This is a genomic window from Brevundimonas sp. GW821-FHT02A10 (genome assembly GCF_059422025.1).
Window position 1 is genome coordinate 232,677 of sequence record NZ_JBWKWC010000002.1, and the last position, 16,165, is coordinate 248,841.

Annotated in this window: 10 protein-coding genes and 1 riboswitch; of the genes, 4 read left to right on the plus strand and 6 right to left on the minus strand. The window is 68.5% G+C overall.

The window, feature by feature from the left end:
* The first annotated feature begins 137 nt into the window (after positions 1-137).
* Together thrC and AC07U0_RS07580 are read left to right on the plus strand one after the other, a co-directional pair.
* The gene (gene thrC / locus AC07U0_RS07575; RefSeq protein ID WP_494719419.1) at positions 138-1,541 is read left to right on the plus strand and encodes a threonine synthase; all 1,404 of its coding nucleotides are present in this window, start codon (positions 138-140) and stop codon (positions 1,539-1,541) included.
* Positions 1,542-1,591: 50 nt separating this feature from the next.
* A complete protein-coding gene (locus AC07U0_RS07580) occupies positions 1,592-2,704 on the plus strand; it encodes a helix-turn-helix domain-containing protein (protein ID WP_494719420.1) in 1,113 nt (370 codons plus the stop codon).
* On the opposite strand, the gene thrB is transcribed toward AC07U0_RS07580, so the two are convergent.
* The gene (gene thrB, locus AC07U0_RS07585) at positions 2,701-3,651 is read right to left on the minus strand and encodes a homoserine kinase (RefSeq protein WP_494719421.1); all 951 of its coding nucleotides are present in this window, start codon (positions 3,649-3,651) and stop codon (positions 2,701-2,703) included. The genes AC07U0_RS07580 and thrB overlap by 4 nt on opposite strands.
* 3 nt (positions 3,652-3,654) lie before the next feature.
* Positions 3,655-5,400, minus strand: a complete 1,746-nt coding sequence (locus tag AC07U0_RS07590; RefSeq protein WP_494719422.1) for an amino acid kinase family protein — start codon at positions 5,398-5,400, stop codon at positions 3,655-3,657.
* 440 nt (positions 5,401-5,840) lie between these two features.
* Positions 5,841-5,952, plus strand: a riboswitch (SAM riboswitch).
* 67 nt (positions 5,953-6,019) lie between these two features.
* Between AC07U0_RS07590 and metX the strand changes: the two genes are divergently transcribed.
* Both metX and metB read left to right on the plus strand, forming a co-directional pair.
* Positions 6,020-7,105: a homoserine O-succinyltransferase MetX gene (gene metX, locus AC07U0_RS07595; protein ID WP_494719423.1), complete on the plus strand. Its 1,086-nt coding sequence runs from the start codon at positions 6,020-6,022 to the stop codon at positions 7,103-7,105.
* A complete protein-coding gene (gene metB / locus AC07U0_RS07600) occupies positions 7,102-8,292 on the plus strand; it encodes a cystathionine gamma-synthase (RefSeq protein ID WP_494719424.1) in 1,191 nt (396 codons plus the stop codon). Before metX ends, metB begins: the two co-directional genes overlap by 4 nt.
* Positions 8,293-8,299: 7 nt before the next feature.
* On the opposite strand, the gene AC07U0_RS07605 is transcribed toward metB, so the two are convergent.
* The 4 genes from AC07U0_RS07605 to AC07U0_RS07620 form a co-directional block, all read right to left on the minus strand.
* Entirely contained in the window at positions 8,300-8,833 is a 534-nt protein-coding gene (locus AC07U0_RS07605) for an AAA family ATPase (protein WP_494719425.1), read from the minus strand.
* A 110-nt stretch (positions 8,834-8,943) separates the two neighbouring features.
* Positions 8,944-12,483 carry a TonB-dependent receptor gene (locus AC07U0_RS07610; RefSeq protein ID WP_494719426.1) on the minus strand — a complete coding sequence of 1,180 codons (3,540 nt, stop codon included), beginning with the start codon at positions 12,481-12,483 and terminating at the stop codon, positions 8,944-8,946.
* A 171-nt stretch (positions 12,484-12,654) separates the two neighbouring features.
* The gene (locus tag AC07U0_RS07615) at positions 12,655-13,653 is read right to left on the minus strand and encodes a protein-L-isoaspartate O-methyltransferase family protein (protein ID WP_494719427.1); all 999 of its coding nucleotides are present in this window, start codon (positions 13,651-13,653) and stop codon (positions 12,655-12,657) included.
* Positions 13,650-16,157: a spermidine synthase family protein gene (locus tag AC07U0_RS07620; RefSeq protein WP_494719428.1), complete on the minus strand. Its 2,508-nt coding sequence runs from the start codon at positions 16,155-16,157 to the stop codon at positions 13,650-13,652. Before AC07U0_RS07620 ends, AC07U0_RS07615 begins: the two co-directional genes overlap by 4 nt.
* Between the last annotated feature and the right edge of the window lie 8 nt (positions 16,158-16,165).

Genomic DNA, 16,165 nt, shown 5'->3' on the forward strand with positions numbered 1-16,165 from the left:
AGCCGACCTCATGACCCAGACATGGCGGGTTCGCGAGGCCCACGCCAGCCCACAAACCTCCTTCAGCAAATATGGTCGGCGCTTTCAGGCGAAATGCGGGTGACGGCGGCGCTTCGGCTGGGTACGACCATTGCATCATGACCGACGCCGCCGCCCGCTACATCTCGACCCGTGGGGACACGACCCCGACCGATTTCGCCGACGCCCTGCTGCGCGGCATGGCCCCCGACGGCGGCCTCTACATGCCCTCGGCCTGGCCGACGCTTTCGGCGAGCGCGACGGCGCCGGGTCAGTCCTATGTGCACATCGCGAAGGCGGCGATGGCGCCCTATATCGGCGACGCCCTGCCCGAGGGGGCGCTGGACCGGGCCCTGCAGACGCTGGTCGCGGGCTTCGACGATCCGTCCGTGACGCCCCTGGTTCAGCTCACGGACGATCTGTGGATGCTGGAGCTCTGGCACGGGCCAACGGCAGCCTTCAAGGACTTGGCCATGCAGCTGGCCGCCGCCCTGTCGGCGGAGGCCCTGGCTGCCTCGGGCGAGCGACTGACCCTCGTCACGGCGACCAGCGGCGACACCGGGGCCGCCGCCGTCAACGCCTTCGCGAACAAGGCCGGGATCGACCTGATCGTCCTGCATCCGCTCGACCGCGTCTCGGCCGTGCAGCGTCGCCAGATGACGACCGTCGAGGCCGACAACGTCCTGAACCTGGCCATCCGCGGCGACTTCGACGACTGCCAGCGGCTGGTGAAGGGTCTGCTGTCCGAGGAGTCCCTGCGCGAGCGCGGGCGCTTCTCTTCGGTCAATTCGATCAACTGGGCGCGGCTGGCGGGGCAGATCCCCTACTACATCTCGGCCTCGATGCAGCTGGCTGCGGCGGGCGAGAGCCGAGCCCCGACCTTCGTCGTCCCGACGGGCAATTTCGGCGACGCCTTCGCCGGCATCGCGGCGCGAAAAATGGGCCTGCCGGTCGCCGGCTTTGTCGCGGCGGTGAACCAGAACGACGCCCTGGCCCGCGCCATCAACGACGGCCTCTATGCCCGTCGCGCGGCGGTGGAGACGGCCTCGGTCTCCATGGACGTCCAGGCGCCGTCGAACTTCGAACGGCTGGTGTTCGAGGCCTCGGGCCGCGATCCCGCCGCCACCCGCGCTGTGTTCGAGGCCTTCGCCCGCGAGGGCCAGACGACCCTGCCCGCCGACCTGCTGACCGCCCTGCGCGCCGAAGTCTCCGCCGTCTCGGTTGATGAGGAGACCACCCGCGCCGAGATCGCCTATGCCTATAAGACCTGGGGCAAGGTCGTCTGTCCGCACACGGCCGTGGCCCTGTCCGCCGCCCGGCGTCAGTTGAACGGTTCTGGTCCCGTCGTCGCCCTGTCGACCGCCCACGCCGCCAAGTTCGGCAAGGACGTCGCCCCCGTGGTCGGCTTCGATCCCGACCCGCCGCGCGTCATCCGCGAACTGGGCGACCGTCCGGAACGACTGACCGTCATCGAGGCCACGCCCGAGGCCGCGCTGGCCGCGGTGAAGGGATTCCGCCCCTAAGCAACTGCCACGCTTAAGTCTTTCGACAAATCACACAATGTCGGATACCGATGGTGAATCGCGCGTGGGGCGCATCGGCGGTGGCGGCAGTGTCAGAGAGTTCAGTAAAGCCGGACAAGGCGCTCAGCGTCGCCTGGGCCATTTCGTCGGAGAAACAGCCCGACGCCTATGAGAGCTACCGTGCGACAATCTCCGAACTCTACGACGTGTCCGGCGTCGCCGATAACGGACGCGTCGGTTTCCGCAGCCAGACCACGGCCTGGCGGTTCGGCGCGGCGACCTTCGCACGCGGCCGCTCGGTCCCCCAGACCCTGACGCGCACCGCCAGCGAGATCCGGCGCTCGGGCCTCGACCACATCAGCATCATCGTCAACCTGACGGACACGCGGGGCGACTGCGACGGGCGCGAAACCCTCGCTCCAGCCGGCTCGGTGCAGTTCCGCGACCTGTCGCGCCCCTCGGCCTCAAAGGCCGACACCATCGACACGATCAATCTGGTCACGCCCCGGACCTCGGTGCCGTCCTGGCTTCTGGGACGCAAGATACACGGCCTGGTCCTGCCGCCGAACAGCCCCGGCGGGCGCTTGGTGGCCTCGCACCTGAAGACCCTGGTCGAGGTCGCCGGCGATCTGACCGAGGAAGAAGGCGGGGCGGCCATCGAGGCCACCTTCGTCATCGCCGAACGGTTCCTGGGCCAATCCGGGCCGGTGTCGCCGGTGCATCTGGAGAGCATCCACCGCACCATCCGCCAGCGTGCGATGCAGGTGTTCGACGCCCGCGCCGCCGATCCGACCCTGAACGTCAACACGGTCGCCCTGGCCATCGGGGTGTCGCGCAGCGCCCTGTACCGCGCCTTTGGCGACATGGGCGGGGTCCAGACCTATGTGCTGCATCGGCGGCTGGACCGGGCCTATGCCGATCTGCGCGTCAACGGCGGCGGTCGTCTGGCCAATGTCGAGGAGATCGGAAGGCGCTATGGCTTCGGCTCGCGCCCACGCTTCGACCGCGCCTTCCGCGACCGCTTCGGCTTCCCGCCCACGGAGGTGGCGCCGGTTGGTTTCGTCGGGCGCGGCGCGCCACTGGCAGCCAATGAAGACGGCTATCTGGACGGCGCGGCCCACGACATCGTCGTTGACTGGCTGCGCCGCGGCGAGGCGGCCTAGACCGCTTCCGGCACCCGCCAGTAGGCCATGCGCCGGAAGAAGGCCGCCGGGTCCTTGGGCGTCACCAGCTTGGTCGGATCGTGGAAGATGCGGTCGTGCAGACGGGTCAGGGTGAAGCGCAGCGCCGCCGCCTCGCCGAGCAGAGGCAGGGCCTTCTCCTCCGCCCAGGTCAGCAGACGCACAGATTCATAGCCGCGCCGGAAGGCCTCGACCGCACCGGAAATCTCGCGCCCGTCGCCGTCGAAGCCCCAGGCCGTCAGGGCGATGGCCAGGTCATAGGCGAAAGGACCATCGCAGCCGAAATAGACGTCGATGACGCCCGAGACCTGACCGTTTTCGAACAGGACATTGTCGGGGAAATAGTCGGCATGGATCGCGCCCGAGGGCAGGTCGTCCGTGAACGGATCGCCGATCCGGTCCAGCGCCTGACGGCAGTCGGCGACCAGTTGCCGATCCTCGGCCGTCGTCGCGCCCGAGGCCGAGCGCTCCAGCAAGGCCTTCCAGACCGCCGGGCCGACCGGATTGGCGCGGCGGCCGGCGAAGCGTCGGGTCGACAGATGAAGGCGGGCCAGCGCCGCTCCGGCCCGGGCGACCTCATCCGCAGACGGATCGCGCAACCACGCGCCCGACAGCCATTCGACCACCGCCGCCGGGCGTCCGTTCAGCGCACCGATCCACGCCCCCGACACGTCCCGGAGCGGGCGCGCCGCCGGATAGCCGGCAGCACCCAGATGATCGGTCAGACCGAGGCAGAATGGCAGCGAGGCGGCGTCGGTCCGGCCCTCGAACAGGGTCAGGACGAAACGACCCGTCGTGGTCTCCAGCCGGTAGTTGGTGTTCTCCACCCCCTCGGCGATGGCGTGCAGCGACACGAACTCGCCCGCAGCCGGATAGCCGCCGACGAAGGCCCGCGCCTGATCGTCCGAAACCGGAGTGAAGACCGCCATGACCTAATGATACCCGAGAGCGGCGTGTCGCGCGCGTACGATGTCGGCGACGTCGGCCAGCACGCTTTCCGTCGTCGGCCAGCGCCCCGCGCCGCGTCCCTTGCACGACCAGACCCGGCCGTCCTCACCATAGACCTTGAGCGCATTGCGTTCGCCGCGAAGGCCGAGGAACAGCGGATCCTCAAGCTCCCGGTTGAGCAGGACCGTCGCGTCGAGGCCGGCGTCGGACTTACGGCAGGCGCCGATCTGGCGCACCGGCGAACCCGTCGGACGGAAGGCATCCGACAGGATATCGCAGGTGATCGTCCCGTCGGCCGGCGTTTCGCCGAAGGCCTCGAAAGACAGCAGCCGGACCTTGGCGGCGGCGTCGCGGCCTTCCAGATCCGAGGACGGATCTTCCTCGGCGAAGCCCGCCACCCGGGCGTCGGCCAGGGCGTCAGCGAAGTCGGCGCCCGCGCTGAGCCGATCCAGCATGAAGTTGACCGTGCCGTTGAGCACCGCCTCGAACCGGGCGACAGGCCCGGCCTCGCGCGCCGCGCGCAGGGTCTCGATCATCGGGGCACCGCCGCCGACCGCGGCCGAATAGACCAGCAGGGCCTTGTGCTCGTCGGCCAGGGCCTGAAGCCCGGCGGGGTCGCGGCTGATGGCCTGTTTGTTGGCGCTGGCGACGTCGATCCCGGCCTGAAGGGCCTCGCGGATCAGGTCGTGACCGGCCTCGCCTTCCGAGAGGGCCTCGACCAGCAGATCGGGCTTCTGCGCCAGGAAGGCGGCGCGGTCGGCGGTGAACAGATCGGACGGGGCGGCGACGTCGCGCGGCTTCTTCGGATCGCGCACCAGAACGCCGGTGACCTGATAGCGGGGATCGCCGATCAGACGGGCCAGAAGGCCGCCGCCGACAACGCCGCAGCCGGCGATGGCGACGCGGATCGGAGCGTCGGGCACCGAGGGTCCGGGAGGGGCGGAATGATCACCGACCACCGTGCCGCCGGCGCGCGCCAGACCCGCGACCTCGATCTCGACGCCACGCTGCTGGCCCAGATCGATGGCGTCATGCTGAACCAAAGCGCCGCCGTGACGACGCGCATCGTCCCAGGACGCGCGGCGATAGCGCAGCGGCTTGCCCGAGGCGGCGGCGGGGTCGCGGTCGTAAAGACCGTCCACATCCTTGACCAGCCGCACCCGCTTCAGCCCCAGTTCGGCCGCGAGGAAGACCGCCGTCATGTCCGAGCCGCCGCGTCCCAGCAGCGCCACCTTGTTGTCCGGCCGCACCGCGCCGAAGCCCGGGACCACCACCACCTGATGATCGCCAAGGGCCCGCAGCAGGGCGCCGCTCTTGAGGTCGCAGGGATGGGCGTGCTCCGCCGGTCCTTCGGCCACGATGCCCAGTTCCCGCACGGACAAGGCGACCGCGTCCAGACCGATCCGGTCGCAGGCGATGGCCGTCAGGGCCGCCGCCTGTTCCTCGCCGAGCGCCACATAGCCGGGCAGCAGATCGTTCTCGTGGTCGAGCCCCAGCAGGCGGGCGTCGGCCAGAAGCCTGTCGGTCTGGCCGCCGAAGGCAGAGACCACCGCTACCACCTTCCGGCCGGCGCGAACGTGGCCATAGACCTCCGAAGCCACCGCCGGGGCATCGGCCTGGGAACGCAGGATGGAGGAGCCGAACTTGAGCACCACGACATCGAGCGCGGCGCCCTGTTCGGCGGCGGGTTTGAGCGGGTCGGACTTCTGGACGACGGAGAGATGGGACATTTTCGGTCTCGGCAGCGGAGGGTGGTGCGGAAAAATCGGGGTTGGGATCGGGTAAGAAAAAACCCGCCCGGGGGTCCGGGCGGGTCTGGGTTGGTGCTTGTCGGGTTCGACGTGCGCTAACCTTTTCCCGCCCTGAAAGGGCCGGTGATGGTCATACCGCCGGTGGTGGTGAGCGCAGGCGTACCCGTCCGCGCCGTCACTGCGGCGGCGGTGCTAATCGAAATGGCGATGAGGCCAGAACGGGACACGGGGTGAAACCTTGCGAATAAGTTGGCCCAAGGGTGTCGGGCTAAACGCCAGCCGTCAACCCTGTGTTGGAAGTTTTTTGCGCATAGTCGGGTTACGACGAGTATAACGCGGCACAGGGAGTGACCCGTCGTGTGGGTATGCGGTGGATTTTTCCGCTTGACCTGAACCCCTGTTTTGCCTCACGATAAATCCACTCATCAAGACCGACCGAGGGATAGGCCCTTTGACGTCGGGGCAACCACCGGATTCCGTCCGAACGGTGCCAACTCCTGCGAGGCCTTTCGGGGTCGCGAGAGATGAGTGGAGCGTCGGTTTACGGCGGCGCATCCACGCATCTGTCATCGCATCGGGTCCTTGCTGAGCGGGACTGATGCGGAAGACGATGGCCTTCGATACCGAAACCACCGAACCCTTTTGTAGCGCCGACGGCGATGTGCGTCTGGACGTCAAGCCCCGCGCCTTCGTGCCGGAGCTGCGCCGCATCCGTCAGGGCAACGCCGTCGACATCAGCGTCGAAATCCCCGCCGACTTCCGCCTGCAGTCCGGCCAGCGCCTGAACCAGACCACCGTCACCGGCCGTCTGCACGGCCGTGAGGGCGCGCCCCTGGTCGTCGTCGCCGGCGGCATCTCGGCGGGTCGTTTCGTGCACCGCACCGAGACCAACGGCCTGGGCTGGTGGTCGGACGCGGTCACCGCCGGCGGGCCCATCGATCTGCGCCGCTGCCAGGTTCTGGCCTTCGACTATGCCCCCGGGACGCAGGACGCCGGTGAAGAGCCCGTCACCATCACCACCCAGGATCAGGCTCGCCTGCTGGGCCTGCTGCTGGACCATCTGGGCGCCGAGACCGTCGCCGCCGTAATCGGCTGCTCCTACGGCGGCATGATCGCCCTGGCCTTCGGCGAACTGTTTCCGCGCTGGGCCGAACAGCTGATCGTCGTCTCCGCCGCCCATCGCGCCCATCCGCAGGCCACGGCCTGGCGCGGCATCCAGCGCCGCATCCTGAAGCTGGCGGTCGAGGCCGGCCGGCCCGAGGACGGCGTCGCCCTGGCCCGCGAACTGGCCATGACCACCTATCGCACCGCCGAGGAATTCTCCGAGCGGTTCGAAACCACCGCCCCCCTCGCCGCCGGCCAGGCCTATCCGGTGTGCGAATATCTGACCGCGCGCGGCGTCGCCTACCGCACCCACACCACCCCCTCGCGCTGGCTGTCGATGTCCGACTCGCTGGACCGCCATTCGGTCACGCCCGAGGCCATCACCACCCCCGTCACCCTGGTCGGCTTCACCTCTGACCGGCTGGTGCCGATCGACGACATCCGCGAACTCGCGGCCCGCCTGCCCACCCTGTGGCGTCTGGTCGAGGCTCCGTCCCTGTACGGCCACGACGCCTTCCTGAAGGAGGACGCCCTCGTCGGCGACATCCTCCGCTCCGCCCTCAAGGATATCGACCAGTGACCCGTCCGACCCGTACCGCAAAAGACATCCGCACCATCTGCGCCCGCTCGGGCGTGGATCAGGATTCGGCGCACGGCGCGGTCATGCCGCCGCTCTATCTGTCCTCGAACTACTCCTTCGCCGGCTTCGACCAGAAGCGGAAATACGACTACGCCCGCTCGGGCAATCCGACCCGCGACGTCCTGGCCGACACCCTGGCCGAACTGGAGGGCGGCGCCGGCTGCGTGGTCACCGCCACGGGCATGGCCGCGGTCGATCTGCCGCTCTCCCTGCTGTCGCCCGGAGACCTGCTGATCGCCCCGCACGACTGCTACGGCGGCACCCACCGCCTGCTGTGCGCCCATGCGAAGAAGGGCCATTTCGAGGTCCTGTGGGTGGATCAGGGCGATCCCGCCGCGCTGGAAGCCGCCCTCGCCCTGAACCCGAAACTGGTGCTGGTCGAAACCCCGTCCAACCCCCTGCTGCGCGTCGTCGATGTCGCCGACATCTGCGTGCGCGCCCACGCTGTGGGCGCCAAGGTGGTCGCCGACAACACCTTCCTGTCGCCCGCCCTGCAGCGCCCCATCGAACTGGGCGCCGACATCGTCGTCCACTCGACCACGAAGTACATCAACGGTCATTCCGACGTCGTCGGCGGGGCGGTGATCTCGGCTGATCCGGCCGATCATGCCGAGCTCGCCTGGTGGGCCAACTGCCGCGGCGTGACCGGTGGCGCCTTCGACGCCTATCTGACGATGCGCGGCATCCGCACCCTGTTCACGCGCATCGAGCGCCAACAGGAAACGGCCGGCCACGTCGCCGCCCTGCTGGAAGCCCACCCCTCGGTGAAGGCCGTCCACTATCCCGGCCTGAAGTCGCACCCGAACCACGCGCTCGCCGCGCGCCAGCAGCAGGGCCCGGGCGCCATGCTCAGCTTCGAACTGGTCGGCGGCGTCGAGGCCGTGCGCACCCTGGTCGAGACGCTGGAGACCTTCACCCTGGCGGAATCGCTGGGCGGGGTCGAAAGCCTGATCGCCCACCCGGCGACCATGACCCACGCCGCCATGACGCCGGAAGCCCGCGTCATCGCCGGCATCACCGATGGCCTGCTGCGCCTGTCGGTGGGGCTGGAGCATCAGGACGATCTGATCGCCGACCTGGTCCAGGCCCTGGACGCCGTCTCGGTCGAACAGGCCGAAGCCGCCTAGGGCCGCGTCAGCCCGCCCGTGAAAGGCCGTTAGCGCGGTAGAATTCGTTCAGCGCGGCGGGCGTCGCCAGCCGGATCTTCGGCAGGTCGAAACCCTCGAAGGCGAGACGATCCCGCTCGCGGTTCCTCCGCGTGGTGACGGCGATGTGGTGGATCATCACCCACTTCACGCTGTCCCGCCCGCCGTCGAGCGCCCCCACCCTGCCCCGTTCGAACCAGCTCCGGCGTGCGTAACGATACAGGCTGACCGCCGTCGGCAGCTCCAGCCGGATGACCCCCGTGGCCCTCTCCAGCCGCGCCGGAAGCAGGCGGGAATAGTTGCCGTCCATGACCCAGCGCTCCCCCGCGATGGCCTCGGCATGCAGGCGCACGAACTCGTCCTTCGGCCGCTGGACCCAGTCCGTGCCCGGCTGGTGATGCAGCTGGTCGAGATGCACGGCCTCCAGTCCCCGCGCCCGCGCGATAGCCTCGGCCAGCGTGGATTTTCCGCTGTTCGACGGCCCCAGGATGATGATGCGCGGACCAAGGTCGTCGAGGGTCATGCCGCCAAGGTGGCGTCATCCGCCGCCGATGGCCAGTCGGAGCCGGGCCGAAAAAGATCGGGGCCGCCCCTTGCGGAACGGCCCCTTCAGGTCGGGAAAGGCAGGCGTCGTCAGAAGCGGTACTTGAAGCCCAGGACCACCGACCACAGGCTGGCGGCCTGATCGACCGTCGGCGTGGCGGCCGTGGTCGCATTGGCGGTCTGGTAGCTGTAGCGATACGCGGCGCAGACCGCGCTGGTGGCCGGCGTCGCGGCGCCCGTGGCCGAGGCGCACTGGGCGTTGACGATGACGGCGCCCGAGCGGCTGTTGGAATACTCCTTCACCACGCCCCAGTTGTTGTTCAGCAGATTGCCCAGGTTGGCGATGTCGACGGTGAACAGCAGGCTGTTGCCGCGGACCGGGCTGGGGATTTCCTGGGCGAACTGGAAGTCGAAGCGCTCGACATCCGGGTTGCGGCCGATGCCCCGCTTCAGGATGCCGCCCATGGGCAGGCCGAACTGGTTGACCACCGCCTTCAGACGATCGACCGAGACCTGGCTGTCGAAGAAGACGTTGACGCCGTTCGGATCGACGAAGTGCAGCGGGTTGGTCGGGTCCGGATTGTTCAGGTTCGGAATATAGGCCAGGGCGTCGTCGCGGCTGACGCCGAAGGTCGGGTTCCGGTTGCCCAGCGGGTCGCTCATCAGGAAGCTGATCGGACGGCCGGTGTGACGCTCGCCGAACAGGGTGAAGCGCGAGACCCAGCCCGGGAAGAACTCGGCCTTGTAGGCCAGGTTCAGCTTGAAGGCCCGTTCGATCAGATTGTTCGCATCGCCGCGCGCCGGGGCGTTCGGGTCCCGGTCGAAGCTCTGGTCCGTGTAGTAGGCGCCCGAGGTGCCGTTGCCGCCGGCGGTGGTGCCGAACTCGGAGATGCCGCCGTACTGCGAACCCTCCTGAAGGGCGTAGGAGACCCAGGCCTTCAGCTCGCCGAAGTCGCGACCGATTGAGAAGGCGGCGGTGCGGCTCCAGGCCTTCTGATCGGGGTTATAGGCCTGGATGTCGCCGAACAGACCGAGGTTGGCCAGGTCCGGGTTGGTGGCGACCGGCAGGCCCGCCGCCGCGCGGTTGGCCAGGACGTCGGCCGGGGTGGCGCCGGCGATCTGCAGGCCGTCGTAGCGCAGGCGGCCGTCCGGGGTCAGCTGCTGCACGCCGTTGACCGTCAGCAGGCGTGAACGGATGTCGCGGAAGGCGACGTTGTTTTCCGAGCGGCTGACCACGGCGTCGAAGCCGAGGTCGAAGCCCCAGACGGTGGTCTTGTAGGACAGGTTGGCCTTCCAGTCCGAGGGCATCTCGAACCCGGGGGCCAGGGAGTTGGTGAAGGCGTTGCGGCGCGCGGCGCTGTCGGCGGTCAGGATGGCGTTGGCCGTCGCCGAGGGGGTGGTGATGAAGGACCCGTCAGCCTTGTTCAGGTTCAGCAGGGCGTCGCCCTGGGCCTGGGAGATGACGGTCGAGGAGGCGGTGTCGAAATAGGTGCCGTCCGCCTGACGACGAATGGCGAAGGAGTTGGTCAGGGCGCCGGTCGTCGCGCCGTAGCTGTTGCCGAGGAAGACGTCCGGCACGCCGCCCGAGACCAGGCCGAAGCCGCCCGACAGTTCGAAGGTATCGCCGTTGTACTTGGCCGAGACGCGCGGCATCAGAACGTCGATGCCGTCGTAGCTCTGCTGGTTGTTATAGCCGTAGCGGGTGACGAAGTTGGCGTTCAGCGTCGGCTTCACGTCAGAGACGTAGCTGTCCCAGCGAAGGCCGTAGTTCAGCGTCAACCGGTCGGTGATGTCCCAGGTGTCCTGCAGCAGCAGGGAGTGGATCGAGTAGTTGAGGACCGCTGCGGCGTCGGTCGTATTGCCGCTCAGCGCATTGCCATACGACAGCTGGTTGGCGCGGCCGGCGGCGAAGTCCGCGACCGAGTCGAAGTAGTAGACGCCCCGGGCCTGCTGGACGAACAGGTTGTAGATGTCGACCTTGCGGTACTGGTAGCCGCCCTTGATCGTGTGGCCGGCGATGCCCGTGAAGTTGCCGATGAAGGATCCGGCGTATTCCTTGGTCGCCAGGACGTTGGCCTGACGGAACTGGTCGGGACCGAAGTTGATCGACGGCGTGCCCGAGGTGCAGGAGAAGGTCGCCCCGCCGACCGGGTTGGTCGGGTCGGTACAGATCGAGATATTGGCGAAGCCCTGGCCTTCCGGCGGCATCTGGCCGCGGGTGTATTCCCGGTAGGCGACGCGGCCTTCGGTCGAGAAGACATTGTTCCAGCGCGAGTTCAGCTGGATCGAATAGTTGTCCTCGACCTCGGGCTGGACGTACCAGTTGGTGTCCAGGCTGATCGAGGTGGTGGAGGGGCTGCGCTTCCAGACCGAGCTTTCGGCATGGCGGTAGGTCGCCGAGAGCCGCTGGCCGTCGATGATGTCATAGTCGAGCTTCAGCGAATATTTCTCGTCGATGATCGGCTCGACCTGGGCGACGGTGCCCGGCTTCAGCAGGGTCGAGGCGGCATAGCCGTTCCAGTTGGCCAGGACCGCGTCGATGTCCGCCTGGCTGGCGCCCGTCCCGGTCGAGACGCCCGGGATGCGGTTGAAGGTGTTGGCGAAGCCGGCGCCCAGCGGCCCCGTGCCGGTGGTGTCGAAGCTGGTGAACTTCTCGTACGAGGCCGCGAAGAACAGGTGATCGGGGATGATCGGACCCGACAGGAAGAAGCCGTAGTTATCCTCGTCGATCGTGTTGACGACCTTGCGCTCGCCCTGCAGCGGAACCGCCAGCACATCGCCGTTGGTGAAGCCGACGATCGGCAGGGTGTCGCCGGCGAGGTCGGTCGAGCGGTAGTTGTAGAAGGCCGAGCCGTGGAACTGGTTGGAGCCTGAACGCAGGATCAGGTTCAGGGCGCCGCCGGTGAAGTCGCCGTCCTCGACGTCGAAGGGCACGGCCTGGATCGACATCTGCTCCAGCGCTTCGAACGAGACCGGGCCGCGGTTGGTCGACAGGCCGCCGGTGTTCAGGCCGTAGCTGTCCTGCGAGCGCACGCCGTCGATGGTGATGCGGTTGGCGCGCGGCGACGAGCCGGCGATGTAGAGACCGCCCGAGGGGCCGGTGCTGCGGGCCACGAAATCGAGGCTGGCCAGCGGGTCGCGGCGGCCGATGTCGCGGATGTCGCGACGGACCGAAACGACCGATTCAATGCCTTCGCGGTCGACGGTGGTGCGCGAGCCGACGTTGGCCAGCTGGGTCGTGGTGGCGCGGCGGGCGCCCGTGACCACGACCTCGGACAGTTCGTCGACGGGGGCGAGCGTCAGGCGCACGCGCTGGGCGTCACCGACGTTCAGCGACAGGTCCTCGATGGTCTGGGAAGCGAAACGGGGAGCGACCGCCATGATGCGGTACGGTCCGCCGACGCGCAGGCCGCGCACGTCAAAGCCGCCTTCGGCATTGGTGACGATGACCTGCTCGGCGCCGGTCGGGACGTGGGTCACGGTGACGGTCGCACCGGACAGGGGCGCGCCGTTGGCGTCGGCCACCACGCCGCGCACCGCAGCGGTCGTCTGCTGGGCGTAGGCCGGCGCGGCGGCGAGCGCGAGCACCGCCAGGGCGGAACCGCCCGCGAGCATTCTGGACAAAGACATTTGAGATCCCCCCGGAGACATCCATGGCGACAAGGTGTCGCGGATGGGGTGATCTAGGCGCGCTTCGTCGACGGATTCCGCTCAGTCAGATGACGGTTTGACATCGCCGGGAGATGTTGCAGCGATGAAACACGGCCGGTTTCGGGCCGGATCATCCGTACCCTGCAGATGTCAGCCCGGCTTCGGTCGCGCCTGCATCGCCCCGGTCATCGGAATGAAGAACACCCCGACGTCGCGGCGGCTGTGGACCCGCCCCTCGGCGTCCTTGGTGTAGACATAGAGGACCTGACCGCGGCGGAAGGGCTGACCGATCGGGATAATCAGCTTGCCGCCGGGCTTGAGCTGACGGAACAGCTCGGGCGGAGCGTACTGGGCCACGCAGGTCAGCATGATGGTGTCGAAGCCTTCGGTGACCTCGGGCCAGCCGAAATAGCCGTCGCCAACCTTGCCGTGGACGTTGGAATAGCCGAGCGGGGCGAAGATCTTGTCCACCGCCCGGCCGATCGGCTCAATGATCTCGATGGTGTAGGCGTCGCGCACCACGCGGCTGAGCAGGGACGACTGGAAGCCCGAACCGGTGCCGATCTCCAGCGTCACATCCGTCGGCTTGGGCGCCGCCAGCTGGGTCATATAGGCCTGCCCCAGATAGTCCGAGAGGACCGAGCCGTGGCCGATAGCCCAGGGCTTGGGATCGGTCTCATAGGCCTGCCAGGCCGTCGAGGCTGCTTGCGCGTAGGCGTAGTGGAAATATTCGCGCGGCACGGCCTCGAAGGCAGCCAGAACATTCGGATCGGCGACGCCGTTGAAGCGGCCTTCGAGGTAGGTCTTGATCCGGGCGATGGCCGCGGGCTTGCGGGTCTGGATTTCGGTCCACTGGGCTTCGGTGATCGCGCTGGGCCGGCCCGAGGCCTCCATCGCGGCCTGGAAGGCGGCGAAGGTCCAGGGGCTGGACGCCGCCTTGACGCCGTTGACCACGGTCGAGGCGACCGGACCCGCTCCGGGCGCCGGAGCCGTGGCCGTCGGGGCTGCGGCAGGGGCCGTTTCAGCGCTCCCCTGCGTTGGATTCAGCCGGGCCTGCACATCCTTCATCGCCTTGTCGTCGCAGGCGGCCAGAGGCAGGGCGGCGAGCCCGGCAGCCAGAAGGGCGCGGCGGTCCATCAGGGTCGTCATGCGGGGCTTTCCACGGGCGAGGCCGGGTCGAGGCCCGACGGATTGAGAGAGGGTTGCGGCGCGCTCTTCATCACCGGCCGTACAGCCGGAACGCCGAACGGCAGGGCCATGAAGGCGAGGACGTAGAGACCGGCGGCGGCGATCAGCAGGGACGAGAAGCCGACATCGCGGCTCATCAGATTGGCCAGGGGCGTGGCGACCACCGAGAAGGCGCCGTTCAGCCCCCAGGCCCAGGGCAGGGCCCGGCCGTCGCCGACCGAAATCAGCCCCAGCGGGAAGGGCATGCCAAGCGCCAGCGACACGGGGGCGGCGGCCAGCACCACCGCGCCCGCGCGCATCCATAGAGGCTGGTCCAGCGTCCGCATCAGATAGTCCTCGCCGCCGATCAGCATGGCGGCGATCCAGACCAGAACCACGATCAGCCCGATGCCCGAGGCGACCTTGGGCAGGGCGCCGACCTTGCCCGCGATCATGCTGCCGAGCCCTGAGAAGATCAGCATCGAGGTCAGGACGAGCGCGAAGGCCGAAGAATAGTCGTTCAGGTAGAAGGCCGCCCGGTCGATCAGCAGGATCTCGATGAAGAGGAAGCCGAGGCCGAGCGCCGGGAAATACAGCACGGGCCACAGCCTGCGCGGCTCCTTCGCCATCCCCTTCCTGCGCACGAACAGCGCCGGAGCGGCCAGCACCAGAAGGGCGATCAGGATGGCCTGACCGAGGACGGCGACGTTCACCAGCGCCCCGATCTCCGCCTGCGGCAGGACCTCCAGACGCTTGATCAGGGTCTGTGGGTGTTCGATCCGCAGCGACGAATAGAAGGCCGGACGATCCAGCGTCGCGGGACGGATGTGGAAGGCGCCGCTGGAGGCTGAGGCGCGGCCCGCCAGCACGGCGCCGACCTCATTGGCGATGGCGTCGTCAGGGCCGGTCGAGGTCATCTGGCCGGTCTCGAACGAGACGCTCGGCAGGTCGTTGAACAGGCTGGCGCGGGCCGCGGCGACATCCATCCCGGGCGCCCAGGACACGTCGAACGACCGGGCGGCGCAGAAGGCCTTGAGCGCCGCGATATCCTTCGCCGACCACGGCGTCGAGCTGATCAGGATTCGCGCGTTCCAGGCCGAGCGGTAGATCATGACGTGGGCCGAAGGATCGGCGACGCCGGTCGCGAGCAAGGCCTCACGCGCCGTCGCGACGACGCGCAGGGCATAGACGGGGAAGTCGCGGATGGAGACGGAGATCGACACCATCCCGCCGGGCCTGAGCGCCGCCAGATAGGCGTGCATCGCCTCTTCGGTCACGCCGGTGACATTGGCGGGCGCGGCGTCGACGAAATCGGCCGAGACGTCGATGACGTCATAGCGGTTCGGTCCCGCCCGCCAGGCCGCCGCGATCGGGCCGCCGTCGAGCAGACGCACGCTCGGGTCGGAGGCCATGGCCGGCGACGGACCGAGACCTTGGATCAGGGCATCCTTCAGCACCGGCTCGCCCTCGACGCCGTCGATATTGGCGGCGCCGAGCGCCTTGGCCTCGGCGATGCGGAAGCCGCCCGACAGGCCGACCAGCAGGGTCTCGGCATGGGGCCGCAGCACATAGGGGGCGGCGCTCAGCGCGCTGGGCGCATAGGCTGCGTCGCGGCCGAACGCCTTGGGCAGGGAGGCGATGCGATTGCCGTCGCGATACAGACCATAGGTCGGCTGCGGCCCCGGGATGCCCATCAGTCCGGCGTTGTTCGACACATCGGCGTCGACCCGTTCGGTGAAGTCGTCGAGCAGGAGGTAGTGGCCGCGCGGCGCGCGGATCTCGGCGACGACCCTGGCGCCCGGCGTATTCATCGGGGCGTAGATGGCCTTGAACTCGCTGAACGCCGGGGGCGTGCCGGTGAAGAGCACATATTCGCCGCCGACCAGGGCCGCGAGCGCCAGCAGCCCGCCGACCCAGCGGCTGCGGCCCGGCTGGAACCACGGCCCCAGCGCCAGCGGAATCAGCAGAACCGGCGCCAGCAGGAAGGGATGGACCACGAACATCAGGCCCAGAGCCACGGCCGAACCGAGGCCTGCGCCGATCAGATCGTAGCCGTAGACCCGCCCGATCTCCCGGTGATTGAGCACGAAGATCAGGGAGATGTAGAGGCCGGCGAGAAAGAAGAAGGGCAGCAGGGCCGCATAATAGAGGCCGATATTCCGCACCTGATCCGGCCAGGTGGTCGGGTTCTGCAGCTGCAGCGGATTGAACGGATTGGCCGTCATCATCTGGAAGCCGAAGGCGGCGGCCAGGATCATGGCGGCGGGCAGGACGGCTCTCAGCACCACGCCCGACTTCGCCACCGTGTCGCGGAACAGGGCGACAAAGACCCCCGAAAGCGCGAAACCCGCCATGACGATGGAGATGATCCAGTAGCCGTACTCCGACCATTTCGCGACGGCGAAGTAGCGGGTCAGGGCGTTCTCGATCCCGACCACGCCGAGCGCGATCAGGAACAGGGGCATCAGGGCCGCGCGGGTGTTCACGGGCGCCT

What these genes read in the sequence shown, in the direction of transcription:
- thrC (WP_494719419.1), top strand. Translation starts at nt 138, where the DNA reads ATGACCGACGCCGCCGCCCGCTACATCTCGACCCGTGGGGACACGACC.
- AC07U0_RS07580 (WP_494719420.1), top strand. Translation starts at nt 1,592, where the DNA reads ATGGTGAATCGCGCGTGGGGCGCATCGGCGGTGGCGGCAGTGTCAGAG.
- thrB (WP_494719421.1), bottom strand. Translation starts at nt 3,651, where the DNA reads ATGGCGGTCTTCACTCCGGTTTCGGACGATCAGGCGCGGGCCTTCGTC.
- AC07U0_RS07590 (WP_494719422.1), bottom strand. Translation starts at nt 5,400, where the DNA reads ATGTCCCATCTCTCCGTCGTCCAGAAGTCCGACCCGCTCAAACCCGCC.
- metX (WP_494719423.1), top strand. Translation starts at nt 6,020, where the DNA reads ATGCGGAAGACGATGGCCTTCGATACCGAAACCACCGAACCCTTTTGT.
- AC07U0_RS07605 (WP_494719425.1), bottom strand. Translation starts at nt 8,833, where the DNA reads ATGACCCTCGACGACCTTGGTCCGCGCATCATCATCCTGGGGCCGTCG.
- AC07U0_RS07610 (WP_494719426.1), bottom strand. Translation starts at nt 12,483, where the DNA reads ATGTCTTTGTCCAGAATGCTCGCGGGCGGTTCCGCCCTGGCGGTGCTC.
- AC07U0_RS07615 (WP_494719427.1), bottom strand. Translation starts at nt 13,653, where the DNA reads ATGACGACCCTGATGGACCGCCGCGCCCTTCTGGCTGCCGGGCTCGCC.